Here is a 17,145-nt window from a genome sequence, read left to right as displayed (position 1 = left end):
CCCCCCCCCCCCCCCCCCCCCCCCCCCCCCCCCCCCCCCCCCCCCCCCCCCCCCCCCCCCCCCCCCCCGCCCCCCCCCCCCCCCCCCCCCCCCCCCCCCCCCCCCCCCCCCCCCCCCCCCCCCCCCCCCCCCCCCCCCCCCCCCCCCCCCCCCCCGCGGCCGGTGTCGCGGCCTTGGGCGTTCAGGGGGTCACGCGCGTCAGCGACAGCAGCTCCCGCGCGGGGCCGCTCGGGCGGTGGCCCGTCGGCCAGACGGCGCGCAGGTCGCGCCGCAGCCGGATGCCCGCCACCTCCACCTCCAGCAGGCGGCGGGCCGCCAGCTCCTCCCCCACGGCCAGTTCGCTGAGCACGGAGGGTCCCGCGCCGCTGACGACCGCCGCCTTGACCGCTGTTGTCGAGGACAGTTCCAGCAGCGGCTCGGCGAGACCTCCGTAGGAGGCGAGTGCCGCGTCGAGCACCTGGCGGGTGCCCGAGCCCTCCTCACGGAGGATCAGCGGAGTGGCCGCCAGCTCGGTCGGCGTCAGCGCCGTACGCCGTCCGCTCCACGCGTGCGCCGGCGCGACGACGACCACCAGCCGGTCGCGGCCGATCACCGTGCCGTCCAGCCCCGCGGGCACGGCAAGGCCCTCCACGAAGCCGAGGTCCGCCTCGCCGCCGAGCAGCCGTGCGGCCACGGCTCCCGAGTTGCCCGCCAGGAGCGAGACGGCCGTGTCCGGCCGGGCCGTACGCAGTGCGATGAGCCAGCCGGGCAGCAGATACTCCGCGATGGTCATGCTCGCGGCGACCCGCAGCCGTGAGTCGCGCCGGTCGCGCAGCGCCTGCGCGCCCGCGTCGAAGGCCTCCGCCGCCTCCATGATCCGCCGCGCCCAGTCGGTGACGAGCGCGCCCGCCTCGGTGGGCCGGGAGCCGCTGGGCGAGCGGTCGAAGAGGCTGACGCCGAGCTGCCGCTCGACGGACCGTATCCGGCTGCTCGCCGCCGGCTGGCTGATGCCCAGCTCGCGGGCCGCGCCTCCCATGCTGCCGTGCCGGGCGACGGCGATGAGCAGCTCCAGCGCGCCCAGCTCGGGCACCCGGTGGGCGAGAGTCACAGGAGGCTCATCAGTCATACGTTCAGGTTATGGCCTCATAGCCACGAAGGGGCTGGTGGGGAGCCCTTGGAGCGACGAGGCTGCGAGCATGCCCACCCTCGCCCCTGCCGCCCTCAATCCCCTGGTCAAGCCGGTCACCACGGCCCGCCCCGGCCGCTTCCCGGTCCTGCGCCACGTCGGGCCCAACTGGTACGCGAGCGTGATGGGCACCGCGATCGTGGCGAGCGCGGGCGCCGCACTCCCCCGGGACCCGGCGCCGGTACCCGTCCCCGGACTCCGCGCCTTCTGCGTCACCGTGTGGGCCCTGTCCGCGCTGATGCTCCTGGTCGTCCTGGCCGCCCGCGCCGGGCACTGGATCCACCACCGCGACCGGGCCCGCGCCCAGCTGCTCGACCCCGCCGTCGCGCCCTTCTACGGATGTCTCGCGATGGCCCTGCTGGCGGTCGGCGGCGCCACCCTCACCGTGGGCCGGCAGGTGATCGGCGAGAGCGCGGCCGTGGCGGTGGACGCCGTACTCTTCACGGCCGGCACACTCGTCGGCCTGGCGGCGGCGGTGGGCGTCCCGTATCTCATGGTGGTACGCCACCGGGTACGGGCCGCCGACGCGTCCCCGGTGTGGCTGCTGCCGGTGGTGGCGCCCATGGTGTCGGCGGCGCTCGGCCCGGCCCTGATCCCGTATCTGCCCGCCGGTCAGTGGCGCGAGGCCCTGCTGCTGGCCTGTTACGCCCTGTTCGGCATGAGCCTGCTCGCCACGCTCATCCTGCTGCCGCTGGTCTTCGGCAGGCTCGTGCTGCTCGGTCCGCTCCCCGTCGCCCTGACACCGGCGCTCTTCCTCGTGCTCGGCCCGCTCGGGCAGTCCACGACGGCCGTCGGCCACTTCGCGCGGGCCACGCCCGCCTTCGCCGTACCGGACACGTTCGCCGTCCTGTACGGCGTGCCCGTGCTGGGCTTCGCCCTGCTGTGGCTGGCCCTGGCGGGCGCCATGGTCGTGCGCGCGGTACGGCGCGGGATGCCGTTCTCGATGACGTGGTGGGCCTTCACCTTCCCCGTCGGCACCTGTGTGACCGGCGCCGCCGGGCTGGCCCGCGTCACGGGCCTGGCAGCCCTGTCATGGCTCGCCCTCGGTCTGTTCGCCCTGCTCACCGCCGCCTGGGCGGTCGCCTGGACCCGTACGGTCCACGGCCTGGTCAGCGGAGCGCTGCCCGCAGCGCCGCCGGTGCCTCGGCCAGTGACGGCCCGTACCAGGTGAGCAGCCGCCCGTCGACCAGCGCGACGGGCAGTGCGGGAAAGGCTTCCGGGCCGTCGTCGGCGGTGAAGCGGTACGGCTCGTCGGGCAGGACCACCAGGTCGGCGCCGGAGGCCCGCAGTTCGGCCAGGGGGATGCGCGGGTAGCGCTCGGCGTGGTCCGCGTAGACGTTGTGCACACCGAGCCTGGCCAGCAGATCACCGGCGAAGGTGTCCCGGCCGAGCACCATCCAGGGCCGGCGCCAGATCGGCACGACCGCCCGGCGTCCGTCTGCGCGTCCGTCTGCGCGTCCGTCTGCGTGTCCGTCTTCGTACGGAGGCGGTGCGGGCAACGCCGCCCAGGCGTCGCGCGCCTCGTCCAGCCAGCGCGGTACGGCGAGCCCGCAGCCCGTGACGAGCAGCCGCTCCAGTTCGGCGAACGCCTGGTCGAGCTCGCGCACCTCGGTGACCAGCACCTCGATGCCCGCCGCCCGCAGCGTGGCCAGATCCGGCGCGCGGTTCTCCTCCTCGTTGGCGACGACGAGGTCGGGGCGCAGCGCGGTGATGGCGGCGATGTCGGGGTTCTTGGTGCCACCGACGCGTACGACGTCGAGGCCGGCGGGGTGGCTGCACCAGTCGGTGGCACCCACCAGCAGTCCGGGCGCGGTGACCGCGACGGCCTCGGTGAGCGAGGGGACGAGCGAGACGATCCGGGGGCCGGTCGGCATGGCGCGGCGGGCCGCCCCTCAGCGCCGGGTGTCGAACGTCGCGTCGATGTGCTCCGCGACGGCGACGACCAGGATGCGCGTGCCGGGCTCGGTGGCGCGCCAGCGGTGCCGGACACCGCCGGAGAGATACAGCGTGTCGCCGCGCTCCAGGCGGTACGCGCGGCCTTCGGCCTCGACCTCCACCGAACCGTCGGCGATGTACATCACCTCGTCGTTGCGGTGCTGGTACTCACGTCCGGTGTCCAGCTCGCCCGTGTACTCCTTGGCGTGCAGCTGGTGTCCGCCGCGGGCCACCCTGCGTACGCCCGGAGCGCTGTCCGCGTCGGCCCGTACGACATCGACCGTGCGCGCCGAGTCGGCCGCGGCGTGCAGCGCGGCGGTGGTCGTCTCCAGGGCGTCGGCGACCCGCTCCAGCGAGCGGGCGCTCGGCCGGGCCCGTTCGTTCTCGACCTGGCTGAGGAAAGGTACGGACAGTCCGCTGCGGTCGGCGACGGCCGCCAGCGTCAGCCCGAGGGACCTGCGCCGCCTGCGGACGGCGGCGCCCACCCTGAGCGCTTCCTTGTCGTCCATGTCTGGGCTCCCTCCGGCCGGATCGTCATCTTCTCAGAGTTGACGGCCGTGCAAGGGCGGTCTGTCCGACCCGCCGTCGATCCGTCCCGATCCGGTTACCGGCCCGTAGGGGGTGACACATCCAATCTACGCGAGCCGCGCCGACGGGGTACGGGGAAGGCGGGCACCGCCTCTCGGGGTGCCCGCCTTCTCGCTTTCCGTGACCCGTTAGCCGGCCGGCCGGTTTCCGTCGCTCACTGCGGAGCGATCTCGTCCGCGATGCCGGGATTCTTCTCCATCCAGGCCTCGACCGCCTCTTCCTCATGACCCGTGCCGCGCTTCTGGATCTCGTTCTCCAGGCCGGCGAGCTGTTGCTCGCTCAACTTGAAGTCCTTGAACCACTTGGTCAGCTGCGGATAGTTCTTGGGGAAGTCCTTGTTGCCGACCGTGCGGATCTGGTCGCCCTCGCCGAAGGCCTTCTGCGGGTCCTTCAGCTTGGTCAGCTTGTACTCGTTGTACGCCCAGTGCGGGGTCCAGAGCATGACCGCGATCGGCTCCTTCTTGCCGTACGCGCGCTTCAGTTCGGCCAGCATGCCGGGTGTGGAGCTGTCGACGACCTCGTAGCCGCCGTCCAGGCCGTAGCCCGGCAGGACCTTGTTCTTGAGGATGTTCATGGTCTCGGTGCCGGGCTCGATGCCGACGATCCGGCCCTTGAACTCGTCCTCGCGGCCCTTGAGATCCGCCAGCGAGTCGACGCCCTTCACATAGGAGGGCACGGCGATCTCCAGGGAGGTCGGCCCGTACCAGGAACCGAGGTCGGAGAGTTTGTCGCCGTACTTGTCCCAGTACTTCTTCTGTGTGTTGGGCAGCCAGCCGTCGAACTGGACGTCGATCTGCCCCCGGGACATCGCCGTGTACATCGGACCGACCTCGAACTGCTTGAGGTTCATCTTGTAACCCCGGTCCTCCAGCACCGCCTTCCACAGATACGTGGCGGCGATGTCCTCCTCCCAGGGGAACCAGGCGACCTCGATGGGCCGGTCACGCTCGTCCTTGCCGTTCGCGCCCTTGCTGACGCCGGCGACCGGGGTCCACTTGTCGGCGAGTTCGGGATTCTGCTTCAGCCAGGCGCGGACGGCCTCCTGCTCCTTGCCCTTGCCGGCGCCCTGGATTTCCGCCTCAAGACTGGTGAGCTGGTCCTCGGTCATCTTGAAGTTCTTCAGCCACTTGGCGACGCCCGGGTTGTCGGCGGAGAAGCCCTTGCGGGTCAGCGTGTGCACGCCGTCGCCGGTGCCCCAGGTGCCCTTCGGGTCCTTGAGCTTCTTCAAGTCGTAGGTGTTGTAGGCCCAGTGCGGGGACCACAGCGTGACGACGACCGGTTCCTTCTTCTCGTACGCGCGCTTCAGCTCGGCCAGCATGCCGGGCGTGGAGCCGTCGACGACCTTGTACTCGCCTTCCAGGCCGTACTCCTTGAGGACCTTGTCCTTCAGGATGCCCATCTCGCCCGCGCTGGGCTCGATGCCGATGATCCGGCCCTTGAACTGGCTCGCCTTGCCCTTGAGATCCGCCAGCGAGTCGACGCCCTTGACGTAGCTGGGCACGGACAGCTCCAGGGACGTCTGGTCGTACCAGGAGCCCATGTCCTCCAGCTTGTCCTGGTACTTGTCCCAGTAGGTGGCGTGGGTGGTGGGCAGCCAGGAGTCGGTCTGGATGTCGATCTGGCCGTTGGCCTGGCCGGTGTAGAGCGCCCCGGCCTCGTACTGGGTGGCGTCGACCTCGTAACCGCGCCGCTCCAGCAGCTCCTTCCACAGGAAGGTGGAGGCGATGCCCTCGTCCCAGGGGATGTAGCCCATGCTGATCTTCTTGCCCTGGCCGACGTCGCCGTCGGCGGCCACCGTCGCGGACTTGTCGCCGCCGAAGATGCTCATGCCGCCCGCGACGAGCGCGAGGACGACCACACCGACCACCGCGACCGACGGGCGCGGGCGGTGGTCCGAGATCTTGAACGAACCGCGCATCGCCTGCGCCTTGGCCAGCGCGCGGCGGCCCAGGGGGGAGACCTGCCGGCCCAGCGCGCCGGTCAGCCGGTCCAGATACATCGCCAGGATGACGATGGAGACGCCCGCCTCGAAGCCGAGGCCGATGTCGACGTTGCCGATGGCGCGGTAGACGGCGCCACCGAGGCCGCCGCCGCCGACCATGCCCGCGATGACGACCATGGACAGGCCCAGCATGATCACCTGGTTGATGCCGGCCATGATCGTCGGGAGCGCGAGCGGGAGCTGGACACGCAGCAGGGTGTTGCGGGGGCTGGTGCCGAACGCCTCGGCGGCCTCGACCAGTTCGGCGTCGACCTGCCGGATGCCCAGCTCCGTCATACGGACACCGGGCGGCAGGGCGAAGATGATCGTGGCGATGATGCCGGGGACCACGCCGACGCCGAAGAAGATGATGCCGGGGATCAGATAGACCATCGCGGGCATCGTCTGCATGAAGTCGAGCACGGGCCGGATGACGGCGCTGACGGTGGCCGAGCGCGCGGCCCAGACCCCGAGCGGCACCGCGATGACCAGGATGACGATCGTCGCGACGAGCACGAGCGAGAGCGTCGACATCGCGAGTTCCCACAACTCGATCGAGTCGATGAGGGCGAAGCCGACGAAGGCGAGTACGGCCGCGAGGAGACCGCGCAGCCACCAGGCGAGTACGGCCAGGATGCCGGCGAGGAGCAGCGGTTCGGGACCGTTGAGCACCGCGTCGACGACGTCGAACATATTGGTGACGAGCGAGCTGATCGCGTCGAACAGCCAGGAGAGATGGCGCTGGAGGAAGTCGACTCCGCTGTCGACCCACTCGCCGAGCGGGAGCCTAGGCACTGGCCGCCTCCTTGCCGACGGACAGCGTGGCCGGGTCGCCGGCGGTCACCGGGGCGGACGCCGGCGCGGTCGCGTCCGCGGGCGTCATCGGCTCGCCGAGCACGGCGAGCAGTCTGGATCGCGGTACGACTCCGACGAGGCGCCCCTCGTCGTCGACGACGGCGACGGGGACCGAGCTGGTCGAGCAGGGGGTGAAGAGTTCGATGATCGGGGTGTCCGCGGTGACGGTGGCGGGCGCCGCGTCGAGCACGTCCTTGTCGGTACGCAGTTCCTTGCCGTCGTCCGTACGGGTGCCATGGGCGGTGTCGGCGTCCGCCATGATCGCGCCGGCGGTCAGGACGCGCGAGCGGTCGACGTCCTGGGTGAAGGAGGCGACGTACTCGTTGGCGGGTGTGACGAGGATGTCCTCGGCGGTGCCGAGCTGGACGATCTCGCCGTCGCGCATGACGGCGATCCGGTCGCCGAGCCGCATGGCCTCGTTGAGGTCGTGGGTGATGAAGACGATGGTCTTCTTCAACCGCTTCTGGAGTTCCAGGAGCTGGTCCTGCATGTCACGGCGGATCAGCGGGTCGAGCGCGCTGAACGACTCGTCCATGAGCAGCAGGTCCGCGTCGGTGGCGAGCGCGCGGGCGAGGCCCACCCGCTGCTGCATACCGCCGGACAGCTCGTCGGGCCAGGCCTTCTCCCAGCCGGCCAGGCCCGCGAGTTCGAGCGCCTCGGTGGCGCGCCGGTTGCGTTCGGCGCGGGGGACGCCCTGGACCTCCAGGCCGTAGCCCGCGTTCTCCAGCACACTGCGGTGCGGGAAGAGCGCGAAGTGCTGGAAGACCATGCTGATCTTGGTGGAGCGCACGGTGCGCAGCTCCGCCGGGCTCAGGGCGGTCAGGTCCTGGCCGTCGAAGAGGACGCGCCCCGCCGTCGGCTCCAGCAGTCCGTTGAGCATGCGCAGCAAGGTGGACTTGCCGGATCCGGAGAGTCCCATCACGACGAATATCTGACCGGGATCGACGGCGAACGAGGCGTCGATCACCGCTGCGGTCGTACCATCGGCGCGCAACTCGTCACGGTCTGTGCCGTTTTCGAGCTTTTTCACCGCTTCTTCGGGTCGTGCGCCGAATACCTTGTACAGGTGTTCCGCCTGCAGCCTGGACACATATACCTCACGCCGTCGAAATGAGAAACGGCCCGCCACCCCCGCCGGCGGGCCGTGGAGCGGCACGGAGTCTGCCCGTGGTGTCCGGTCGACGGTCTGTGGGAGTCCGTGTCCGGGTCCGCTCCGCCTGCGCGCCTGCCCCGGTCGGCATGACCCAAACACTTATGTGGTCCACACCACTCGAACATGCTCCCCCGCAGGTCAGATGGGATCGGATCCGCCGCCCGACCGCTCCCCTGTCGCCGGCCGGCCGCCGACCGACCGCCGCCCTGCCGCTGCCCGACCGCTGCCCTGCCGCTGTCAGTGGGATACGGCATCATCAGGGTTGTGACGCGACGCCTGATGCTCCTCGACACCGCTTCCCTCTACTTCCGGGCCTACTTCGGGGTCCCCGACTCCGTGCGCGCCCCCGACGGCACACCCGTCAACGCGGTCCGGGGGCTGCTCGACTTCATCACCCGGCTCGTCCAGGACCACCACCCGGACGATCTCGTGGCCTGCTGGGACGCGGACTGGCGGCCCCAGTGGCGGGTGGATCTGATCCCGTCGTACAAGGCGCACCGCGTGGCGGTGGAGACACCGGAGGGACCGGACGAGGAGGAGACGCCGGACACGCTGGCGCCGCAGGTGCCGATCATCGAGGCGGTGCTGGACGCGCTGGGTATCGCCCGGGTCGGCGTCGCGGGGTACGAGGCGGACGACGTGATCGGCACCCTCACCGGTGCCGCGTCGGGCCCGGTGGACATCATCACGGGCGACCGCGATCTGTATCAACTGGTGGACGACGCCCGCCAGGTGCGGGTGCTGTATCCGCTCAAGGGGGTCGGCTCGCTCCAGGTCACGGACGAGGCGTGGCTGCGCGAGAAGTACGGGGTGGACGGCTCCGGCTATGTGGATCTGGCCCTGTTGCGCGGCGATCCGAGCGACGGGCTGCCCGGCGTGCCCGGGATCGGCGAGAAGACGGCGGCCAAGCTGCTCGACGCGTACGGGGATCTGGCCGGGATCATGGCGGCGGTCGACGATCCCCGGTCCGGGCTCACACCCTCGCAGCGCAAGCGGCTGGACGAGTCCCGGGCCTATGTGGCGGTCGCGCCGACGGTGGTGCGGGTCGCCGGTGACGTCCCCCTGCCGGACTTCGACCCGGCGCTGCCCGCCGAGCCGCTCGATCCGGAGACGCTGGACGCGCTGGCGGCACGCTGGGGGATTCAGAACGCGCTGCACAGGCTGCTGGTCACGCTCGGGAAGTGACGGCGGGGGCGCACGGATCAGGCGTGCGCCGACGGCAGGGTGTTAACTTAGGCATGCCTAAGCACCACGCGACCGCCGAGCGGCGGCCGTGTGCCGCATGAGTCGAGGGAGACGCGCCGTGGCAGCACAGCAGGCCCGCAGATCACCGAAGGTCCACGAGGCGCGGGTGATACGCACTCAGCGCATCACGCCGCACATGGTGCGCCTGGTCCTCGGTGGCGACGGACCCGCCGGGCTCGAAGCGGGCGAGTTCACCGACCACTACGTCAAGCTGCTCTTCGCGCCGGAGGGCGTCAGCTACCCCGAGCCGTTCGACATGGACCGGGTCCGCGAGGACTTCCCGCGTGAGCAGTGGCCCGCGACGCGTACATACACGGTGCGCGAGTGGAACGCGGACGCCGGCGAGATCACGATCGACTTCGTGGTGCACGGCGACGAGGGCCTGGCGGGACCGTGGGCCGCCGCCGCGCGGCCGGGCGAGCCGGTGCTGTTCCTGGGCCCCGGTGGGTCGTACGCCCCCGACCCGGCCGCGGACTGGCATCTGTTCGTCGGCGACGAGAGCGCGCTGCCCGCCATCGCGGCCTCCGTCGAGCAGGCCCCCGAGGGTGCCAGGATCCAGGTCCTCGTGGAGGTCGAGGGGCCGGAGGAGGAGCAGAAGATCGCCGCCCCCGCCGGCGCCGAGATCGTCTGGCTGCACCGCGGGAGCCGTCCGGTCGGCGAGGCGCTGGTCGCCGCCGTGCGGGCGCTGGACTTCCCCGCCGGGGACGTGCACGCCTTCGTGCATGGCGAGGCCGGTTTCGTGAAGGAGCTGCGCCGCCATCTGCGGCACGACCGGCAGATCCCGCGTGAGCGGCTGTCGATCTCGGGCTACTGGCGGCTGGGCCAGAACGACGAGGCGTGGCGGGCGGTCAAGCGCGAGTGGAACGAACAGGTGGAGCGCGAGCAGGAGGACGGCTCGGCGGCCTGAGTCCCCTCGCGCCCCCGGGTGCCCCTGGTGACCGCCACCGGGGGCCACCAGGGGCAACGGCCGGGCTACTACACGGACTTCTGGTACGAGCGGAACGTCAGGGTCGAGAGCCCGACCGCGACGATCGCGAGCACCAGCAGCGCTCCCCCGCGGCTCAGCACGTCACCCCAGCCTGGCTCGGACGCCATCGCCGAACGGCCCGCGACCATCGCCCAGTTCACGGGGTTGAAGTCCGCGATGCGCGCCATCCACGACGGCATCTGCGCGGGCGCCATGAACGCCGACGAGAGGAATGTCAGCGGCAGCAGCAGGAACGTGTTGATGCCGATGATCGACTCCCGCTGCCGTACGAGCATGCCCATCGCGTTGGACAGCGCCCCGAAGACCGTGCCGAGCAGGATCGCGCAGAGCAGCAGCACGAGCAGGCCGCCCGCACCGCCCGGATAGTGGGCGCCGCCGAGCTTCCCGAGCAGCAGGATGATCACGGACTGCACGGCGGTGCCGATGCCGTTCTGCACGACGTTGGCGTTCATCAGCGCGCTACGGCTGACCGGCGTGGTCAGGAAGCGGTTCAGCGTGCCGCGTTCGATCTCCTCCAGCGTGCCCATGCCGGCCCACATGCTGGAGCCGAGCGCGCTCATCACCACGATGCCCGGGATCAGAGAGCGCTTTCACGAGCGGTCGGGTCTGGGGTTCGTCACCCTGGCGGGGCTGGGCCAACAGCACCGCCAGGGCTTTCTCGTCCGGTCTTCTCTCAGCGCCCGCGTCGGCGCCCTTCTCAGGGCTTCAGCGGGTCCTCGCCCTCCAATTTCCGCCACTCCTCGGGTGCCTCACCGGTCGCGTGGAACTGCCGCCAGTCGTCGAGCCCGCTGAGCGTGCCCTCGGCCATCTCCCTCAACAGGCCCCGGATCCAGTCGGCTTGAGCGGCCACCATGTGCAGTTGGTACTCCGTCTCCACGACGAAGAGCCGGGGCAGCGTCCTGCCGAGCTGCGCCAGGACGGCGCGGCCGGCCGCGTACTGGACGTCGAGCTTCGCGAGCCGTTCCTCCAGCAGCCCCACCACCTCGTCGGGCGGCAGGACGCCGACGAGCGAGAGCGCCGTCTCGAAGAGCGGGAACTCACGCGCCGGTACGGCCACGAGATCGGCCAGCCAGTCGAGCATCTCCTCGCGTCCGGCCCCGGTCAGGCCGTAGAGGGTGCGCTCGGGGCGGTTGCCCTGCCGCTGGACGTCGGCGACCTCCACGTAACCGTGCTTCTGCAAGTTCTGCACGACGGTGTAGAGGGAGCCGAAATTGATCTTGACGCTGTTCTCCTTGCCGCGCTGCCGCAGCGTCTGGGCGATCTCGTACGGATGCATGGGCCGCTCCGAGAGCAGTGCCATGACGGCGAGGGCCAGCGGATTGCTCAGCTTGCGCCGTTTCGCTCCCATGCCACGCCCCTCTCCTTCGCCCGCCGCACCAACTACCCTGATACGAATACTCGGCCACGAACATATCGCGAGTGACCACAAGCGTCAACCGCGCTATATCGCGAATTTGACCGCCTGTGACACCATCGGGCGAAGACCTGACCAATCCCTCGCGAACGCGGCTCCGAATAGACGGGTGAAACCGTCCGCTCCGCCGGACGGCGGGAACGCCCGCACGCCCGCACCGTGGAGGAACAGCCGCGTGAAACAAGCCGTACAGATCGGCGGCCCCGCTTCTGCCGGGCCGGACCTACAGGAATTGCTGGGCAGGGTGGCCCGGGGCGACCAGGAGGCCTTCGCCCATGTGTACGACATGGTCTGCGGGCCCGTACTCGGACTCGTCCGCTCCGTCCTGCGCGACCCCGCCCAGTCCGAAGAGGTGACCCAGGAGGTCCTGCTCGAAGTCTGGCGCAGCGCCCCGCGCTTCCAGGCGGCCAAGGGCAGCGGCATGACCTGGGTGCTCACCCTCGCGCACCGGCGCGCGGTGGACCGGGTCCGCTCCGCCCAGGCCTCCAGCGACCGCGAGCACCGGGCGGCGCTGCTGGACCGGACACCGGCCTTCGACGAGGTGACGGAACAGGTCGAGTCCCGGCTGGAGCGTGAACAGGTACGGCGCTGTGTACGTACCCTCACCGAACTCCAGCGCCAGTCGGTCACCCTGGCGTACTACCAGGGGCTCGCCTACCGGGAAGTGGCCGAACTGCTCGCCGTGCCGCTCGGCACGGTCAAGACACGACTGCGCGACGGACTCATCCGGCTGCGCGACTGCCTGGGGGTGAGCGCATGAGCAGCACAGCCGAACTGCACACGTTGACCGGCGCCTACGCGCTGCACGCCTTGGCGCCCGACGAACGCGCCGAGTTCGAACGGCATCTGGAGGTGTGCCCGGCCTGCGCCCAGGAGGTACGCGAACTGGCCGCCACCACCACGCGGCTGGGACTGGCCGTGGCCGTGACGCCGCCGCCCGCCCTCAAGGAGCAGGTGCTGCGGCGGATCGCCACCGAGCGCCAGGAGCCGCCCAAGGTGGCCCGCGAGTCACGCGGCGCCGGCGGCGGGGCCGCCAGGGGGCGGGCGCTGTCGCGCTTCGCGCTGGCCGCGTGCCTCGCCGCGGTCGCCGGTTTCGGCGGGGTCGCCGTGTGGCAGCACCAGGAGGCGCAGGACGCCCGCGCGCGGGCGTCGGCCTCGGAACAGCGGTCCTCGGCACTGGCCGCCGTACTCGCCGCGCCCGACGCCAAGATCCGTACGGGCGAGCTGTCCGACGGGGCGACCGGCACGGTCGTCGTGTCGCGGGCCGAGGACAAGGCGGCGTTCATCGCGTCGGGCATGCCCAAACCGCCCAGCGGCAAGGTCTACCAGCTCTGGTTCAACAACGCCGGCACGATGCGGGACGCGGGTCTGATGGACCCCTCCGCGACGTCGGACCCGGTGCTGATGGCCGGTTCCGTCGGGGCGGCGTCGGGCATGGGCATCACGCTGGAACCGGCGGGCGGCTCACCGCGGCCGACCTCGGACCCGCTGGCGCTGATGACCTTCCCGACCTGAACGGCGTACGGCCCGCACGCCCCTGAGGAGGGGGGTGCGGGCTACGGCTGTCGCGCCGCCGGGTCCTCGGTGTGTCAGCCCGCCTTGCGCGGCGGCAGCGGCAGGAAACCGCTCGTACGGGCGGCGTACTCGGCGAAGCCCGGCCGCCGCGCCATGTGCCGCTCCAGCAGCCGCTTGCCGCTCCCGCCGATCAGCAGGAAGCTCATCACGAGCGGGCCGACCAGCGTCGCCGCCGCGACGACGGGATCGTCGCAGACGATCAGGAACAGCCCCCACCAGACACAGAAGTCACCGAAGTAGTTCGGGTGCCGGGTCCAGCTCCACAGACCGCGGTCCATGATCCGCCCCCGGTTCGCCGGATCGGCCTTGAACCGGGCGAGCTGGGCGTCGCCGACCGCCTCGAAGACCAGACCGACGAGCCACAGGGCGCAGCCCGCGTACGCGACCGGGCCGAGGTCGCCCGGAAGGTACTGGGCGGCCTGTACGGGCAGCGAGACCAGCACGACCAGCAGCCCTTGCAGCAGATACACCATGCGCAGCGCGTACAGGTTCCGGTTTCCCGGCGCCTTGGCGAGCATCGCCTCGTACCGCGCGTCCTCACCGTGCCCGCGACCGCGCCGGGCGATATGGCCGGCCAGCCGCAGCCCCCAGACGGCGGTCAGCACGGTGACCAGCAGTCGGCGGGCGTCGTCCCCCTCCCCCGCCGACACCGCGTAGCCGGTCACGGCGACCGCCGCGAAGGCGATGCCCCAGGCGATGTCGACGATCCGGTGGAGGCCCTTGGTGACGGCGACGGCGAAGGTCACCAGCATGACGGCGAGCGCGGCGAGCGCCGCGAAGCCGATGCCCTGACCGAACGCGCCCCAGGGATATCCGTTCACCGTGCCCCGCCTTCCCTGGCCAGTACGAGCTGCTGCACATCGAGATAGCCGGACCTGAATCCGGCCTCGGAGTAGGCGAGATAGAAGGTCCACATACGCCGGAACGTCGCGTCGAACCCCAACGCGTCGACGCGCGCCGCCTGTTCGACGAACCTCTCACGCCACAGCCGCAGTGTCTGCGCGTAGTGCGGACCGAATCCGTCCCGCTCGACCACCCGCAACGACGTGTGGGAGGCGGTCAGTTGCTCGATCACCTCCACCGAGGGGGTCAGCCCGCCGGGGAAGATGTACTTGCCGATCCAGGTGTGCGTGGTGCGTGACACCAGCAGCCGGTCGTGCGGCATGGTGATCGCCTGGAGCGCGATCCGGCCGCCGGGCGCGAGCAGCCTGTCCAGCGTGGTGAAGTACTCCGGCCAGAACTCCTCCCCCACCGCCTCGATCATCTCGACGCTGACGACGGCGTCGAAGCTGCCCCGTACCTGGCGGTAGTCGCGCAGCTGGACCGTCACCCGGTCGGCGAGACCGGCCGCCGCGATCCGCTTCTCGGCGAGGACCAATTGCTCCTGGGAGAGCGTCACCGTGACGACCCGCGCGCCGCGTGCGGCAGCCCGGATCGCCAACTCGCCCCACCCGGTGCCGATTTCGAGCAGCCGTGTGCCGGGGCCGACGTGCGCCTCGTCCAGGAGCCGGTCGATCTTGCGGTGCTGCGCGGCCGGCAGCAGCGACGCGTCTGCGGGGAATCCGCGGAAGAGGGCGGCGGAGTACGAGAGGGTCTCGTCCAGGAAGAGCGCGAACAACTCGTTGGACAGGTCGTAGTGGTGGCTGATGTTGTCGCGCGAGCCCTCGGGGGTGTTGCGCCGCTCCTCGGGCCGCCTGGGCGCCCAGACCCGGCGCAGGCGTTGGAGCGGTGCGGGCACGAGGACGGCGGCGTTCTCGGCGAGGACGGTCAGGACGGCGACGAGGTCGTCGGCCTCCCACTCCCCCGCCATGTACGACTCGCCGAAGCCGATCAGACCGGTGGCCCCGATCCGGCGGAAGAACGCGTGGGGCTCGTGCACGACCATCAGCGGTCCGCCGAGGCCCAGCGTCTCGCCGTCCCCCAGCCTGACCCGCAGCGCGAGCCGGGCCAGGGCGTGGCGGACCACTCGTTCGGCGACGGCCGTACGGAGCCGGGAGGCCCTCGGCAGCCGGGCCACGTCCGGCCAGCGCCGCGCGTCGACGGCGGACGCCGGCGGCGCCTGGGAGGCAGGGGCCGGCACGTCGGACGTCGCCGGGGACGTCAGGGACTCGGACACACTCATCTCACACCCTCCTGGGGGCGGTGTCGGGGACGGGGACGCACGGGCAGACCGCGCAGATAGAGGCGGATGCCGTGGTAGCGGATGCCGGCGGAGACGACGGCGGTGGACAGCGGGTGACGCAGCGCGGTCCGCAGCAGGGCCCACGCGGTCGCCTCGCGCCGTACGCCCCGTACGGTCGCGGTGAACGGCCGCCCCCCGTCGCGTTCCAGATGGACCGTCAGCTTCAGGCGCTCCGCCGGTTCGGGCAGCCGCATCCGGTAGCCGCCGTCGACGGGGAAGAAGGGCGAGACGTACAGGGCCTTGTCCACCCAGAAGGTGTTCTCCTCGCCGTCGGCTCCCTCCTCGCCGGGCCGCAGCAGATAGCAGTGCCGCTCGCCGTAGGTGTTGTGCACCTCGGCGACGACACACAGTGGCGTGCCGCCGGGCGTGTGGCACCAGTAGAGGGTCAGCGGGTTGAAGACATGGCCGAGGACCCGGGCGTGGGCGAGCATCACCACCCGCCCGTCGCCCAGTTCGACGCCGCGCGACGCGAGGTAGCTCTCCAGTCCGGCGCGGATCGTCGGCGCCGTACCGCCGAAGTGGTCGCGCGGGTCGAAGCGGGCCAGCGGGCGCAGTATCCGGGGCGGCCTGGGCGGGCGGTCGGGGTCGATCAGCCACATATAGGTGCGCAGCCGCAGGCCGTAGCGGCTGGGCGAGGTGCGTACGTGCGTGACGGTGCAGGGGTAGAGCGCGGGAACGGGCGCCGGGGCGGCGCCGTTCGCGGGAGCGCCGGCGGTCACCACCTCACCCCCAGCGCTGCGGCGGCGTCCACACCCGAGCGGCAGCCGTCCTCGTGGAATCCCCAGCCGTGGTAGGCCCCCGCGTACGCCGTGACGGGTCCGCTCAGCGCGGGGAGCCGGCGCTGCGCGGCCACCGACTCCGGTGTGTAGACGGGGTGTTCGTAGGTCGTCCGGGCGAGCACCCGGTCCTCCCGCACCTGTTCCGCGGCGTTCAGCGACACCACGAAGTGCTCGGGGGCGTCGAGGCGTTGCAGCCGGTTCATGTCGTAACTGACCCGCACCCGGCCCGCGTCGGCGGTGCAGGACGGCATGGTGAGGTTCCAGGAGGCGCGGGCGCGGCGGGCGCGCGGCAGGACGCTCGTGTCGGTGTGCAGCAGGGTGGCGTTGCGTGAGTAGCGGAAGGCGCCGAGCACCTGGCGTTCGTCGCCGGTGGGGTCGGCGAGCAGTCGCAGGGCCTGGTCGGGGTGGACGGCGACGACCACCGAGTCGTGGCGCCGGGCCGTGCCGTCGGCGGTGGTGATCTCCACACCGCGCGGGCCGCGCCGTACGGACCGGACGGGCGCCGCCGTGTGGACGGTGTCCAGTTCCTTCGCGATCCGGTCGACGTACGCGCGCGAGCCGCCGGTGACGGTGCGCCACACCGGTGAGCCGGTCACCGACAGCAGGCCGTGGTGGTCCAGGAAGCGGAAGAGGTAGCGGGCCGGGTAGCGCAGGGCTGTCCCGGCGTCGCAGGACCAGACGGCCGAGACGAGCGGCGTCAGGAAGTGGGAGACGAAGTACGGCGAGAAGCCGCCGTCCGCGACGAAGCGCCCGAGTGTGGTCGCCTCGTCTCTCCCACCGGCCAGCAGCCGTCGCGCCCGGCGGTGGAAGGCGGGTACTTCGGTGAGCAGCCGCAGATACCGTCCGCGCAGCAGCTGACCGGGGCGCGGGAAGAGACCCGGCAGCCCCCGGGCGCCGGCGTACTCGAGCCCGCAGCCGTCGCACCGTACGGACATGCTCATCTCCGACTCCTGGGTGGTGACGCCCAGTTCACGGAAGAGCCGCAGCAGCAGCGGATAGGTGCGTTCGTTGTGGACGATGAATCCGGAGTCGACGTGGTGCACCCGGCCGTCCGACGACGCGAGGTCGTGGGTGTGGGCGTGGCCGCCGAGCCGTGTGTCCGCCTCGTACAGCGTCACCTCGTGCGTGCGCCGCAGTACGTACGCGGCGGTGAGCCCGGCCACTCCGGCGCCCACGACCGCCGTACGCCGGCGCTCGCCTTCCCCGCTCATACAGCTCCCTCCGGTCCGGCTTCGGGCATGGCCCCTCATGGGGGATTCGAGCCACGACGGCCGACGGATTGGTG

At 71.5% G+C, this 17,145-nt stretch carries 15 protein-coding genes and 1 pseudogene; 5 read left to right on the top strand and 11 right to left on the bottom strand.

Annotated features, from left to right (window positions below; translation table 11 throughout):
• Positions 1–181 precede the first annotated feature (181 nt).
• The gene (locus tag ACFYNU_RS37135) at positions 182–1,105 is read right to left on the bottom strand and encodes a LysR family transcriptional regulator (RefSeq protein ID WP_388768568.1); all 924 of its coding nucleotides are present in this window, start codon (positions 1,103–1,105) and stop codon (positions 182–184) included.
• Positions 1,106–1,175: 70 nt separating this feature from the next.
• Between ACFYNU_RS37135 and ACFYNU_RS37130 the strand changes: the two genes are divergently transcribed.
• Positions 1,176–2,336, top strand: a complete 1,161-nt coding sequence (locus ACFYNU_RS37130; protein WP_356596092.1) for a TDT family transporter — start codon at positions 1,176–1,178, stop codon at positions 2,334–2,336.
• On the opposite strand, the gene ACFYNU_RS37125 is transcribed toward ACFYNU_RS37130, so the two are convergent.
• From ACFYNU_RS37125 to ACFYNU_RS37110, 4 genes are all read right to left on the bottom strand, one after another.
• Positions 2,275–3,039 carry a helical backbone metal receptor gene (locus tag ACFYNU_RS37125; RefSeq protein WP_356596094.1) on the bottom strand — a complete coding sequence of 255 codons (765 nt, stop codon included), beginning with the start codon at positions 3,037–3,039 and terminating at the stop codon, positions 2,275–2,277. The genes ACFYNU_RS37130 and ACFYNU_RS37125 overlap by 62 nt on opposite strands.
• A gap of 18 nt (positions 3,040–3,057) precedes the next feature.
• Entirely contained in the window at positions 3,058–3,609 is a 552-nt protein-coding gene (locus tag ACFYNU_RS37120) for an XRE family transcriptional regulator (RefSeq protein ID WP_356596096.1), read from the bottom strand.
• Positions 3,610–3,842: 233 nt separating this feature from the next.
• Positions 3,843–6,464, bottom strand: a complete 2,622-nt coding sequence (locus ACFYNU_RS37115) for an ABC transporter permease/substrate binding protein (protein ID WP_356596098.1) — start codon at positions 6,462–6,464, stop codon at positions 3,843–3,845.
• Complete coding sequence (locus tag ACFYNU_RS37110; protein WP_356596100.1) at positions 6,457–7,554, bottom strand: glycine betaine/L-proline ABC transporter ATP-binding protein; 1,098 nt, start codon at positions 7,552–7,554, stop codon at positions 6,457–6,459. Before ACFYNU_RS37110 ends, ACFYNU_RS37115 begins: the two co-directional genes overlap by 8 nt.
• Positions 7,555–7,956: 402 nt before the next feature.
• Between ACFYNU_RS37110 and ACFYNU_RS37105 the strand changes: the two genes are divergently transcribed.
• Positions 7,957–8,862: a 5'-3' exonuclease gene (locus ACFYNU_RS37105; protein ID WP_356596179.1), complete on the top strand. Its 906-nt coding sequence runs from the start codon at positions 7,957–7,959 to the stop codon at positions 8,860–8,862.
• A gap of 118 nt (positions 8,863–8,980) precedes the next feature.
• The gene (locus tag ACFYNU_RS37100; RefSeq protein ID WP_356596102.1) at positions 8,981–9,829 is read left to right on the top strand and encodes a siderophore-interacting protein; all 849 of its coding nucleotides are present in this window, start codon (positions 8,981–8,983) and stop codon (positions 9,827–9,829) included.
• A 68-nt stretch (positions 9,830–9,897) separates the two neighbouring features.
• Here the strand turns inward: ACFYNU_RS37100 and ACFYNU_RS37095 are convergent.
• Together ACFYNU_RS37095 and ACFYNU_RS37090 are read right to left on the bottom strand one after the other, a co-directional pair.
• Positions 9,898–10,491: pseudogene (locus tag ACFYNU_RS37095) on the bottom strand (ABC transporter permease); the annotation flags it as partial.
• A gap of 116 nt (positions 10,492–10,607) precedes the next feature.
• Complete coding sequence (locus ACFYNU_RS37090) at positions 10,608–11,258, bottom strand: PadR family transcriptional regulator (protein ID WP_356596105.1); 651 nt, start codon at positions 11,256–11,258, stop codon at positions 10,608–10,610.
• A 241-nt stretch (positions 11,259–11,499) separates the two neighbouring features.
• Here ACFYNU_RS37090 and ACFYNU_RS37085 point away from each other — a divergent pair, with 241 nt between their 5' ends.
• Both ACFYNU_RS37085 and ACFYNU_RS37080 read left to right on the top strand, forming a co-directional pair.
• Positions 11,500–12,084 carry a sigma-70 family RNA polymerase sigma factor gene (locus ACFYNU_RS37085; RefSeq protein WP_356596107.1) on the top strand — a complete coding sequence of 195 codons (585 nt, stop codon included), beginning with the start codon at positions 11,500–11,502 and terminating at the stop codon, positions 12,082–12,084.
• Entirely contained in the window at positions 12,081–12,839 is a 759-nt protein-coding gene (locus ACFYNU_RS37080) for an anti-sigma factor (RefSeq protein ID WP_356596109.1), read from the top strand. The genes ACFYNU_RS37085 and ACFYNU_RS37080 overlap by 4 nt, the downstream gene beginning before the upstream one ends.
• A gap of 74 nt (positions 12,840–12,913) precedes the next feature.
• On the opposite strand, the gene ACFYNU_RS37075 is transcribed toward ACFYNU_RS37080, so the two are convergent.
• From ACFYNU_RS37075 to ACFYNU_RS37060, 4 genes are read right to left on the bottom strand one after another with little or no spacing between them, the layout of a single operon-like run.
• Positions 12,914–13,720, bottom strand: a complete 807-nt coding sequence (locus ACFYNU_RS37075) for a DUF1295 domain-containing protein (RefSeq protein ID WP_356596110.1) — start codon at positions 13,718–13,720, stop codon at positions 12,914–12,916.
• The gene (locus tag ACFYNU_RS37070; RefSeq protein ID WP_356596112.1) at positions 13,717–15,021 is read right to left on the bottom strand and encodes a class I SAM-dependent methyltransferase; all 1,305 of its coding nucleotides are present in this window, start codon (positions 15,019–15,021) and stop codon (positions 13,717–13,719) included. The genes ACFYNU_RS37075 and ACFYNU_RS37070 overlap by 4 nt, the downstream gene beginning before the upstream one ends.
• The gene (locus ACFYNU_RS37065) at positions 15,018–15,800 is read right to left on the bottom strand and encodes a DUF1365 domain-containing protein (protein WP_356596114.1); all 783 of its coding nucleotides are present in this window, start codon (positions 15,798–15,800) and stop codon (positions 15,018–15,020) included. Before ACFYNU_RS37065 ends, ACFYNU_RS37070 begins: the two co-directional genes overlap by 4 nt.
• On the bottom strand, positions 15,797–17,071 hold the full coding sequence (locus ACFYNU_RS37060) for an FAD-dependent oxidoreductase (protein ID WP_356596116.1): 1,275 nt from the start codon (positions 17,069–17,071) through the stop codon (positions 15,797–15,799). The genes ACFYNU_RS37065 and ACFYNU_RS37060 overlap by 4 nt, the downstream gene beginning before the upstream one ends.
• Positions 17,072–17,145 lie beyond the last annotated feature (74 nt).

It is taken from the genome of Streptomyces sp. NPDC006643 (assembly GCF_042870175.1).
GTDB lineage: Bacteria > Actinomycetota > Actinomycetes > Streptomycetales > Streptomycetaceae > Streptomyces.
This window is presented reverse-complemented; position numbering and strand designations above follow the sequence as displayed.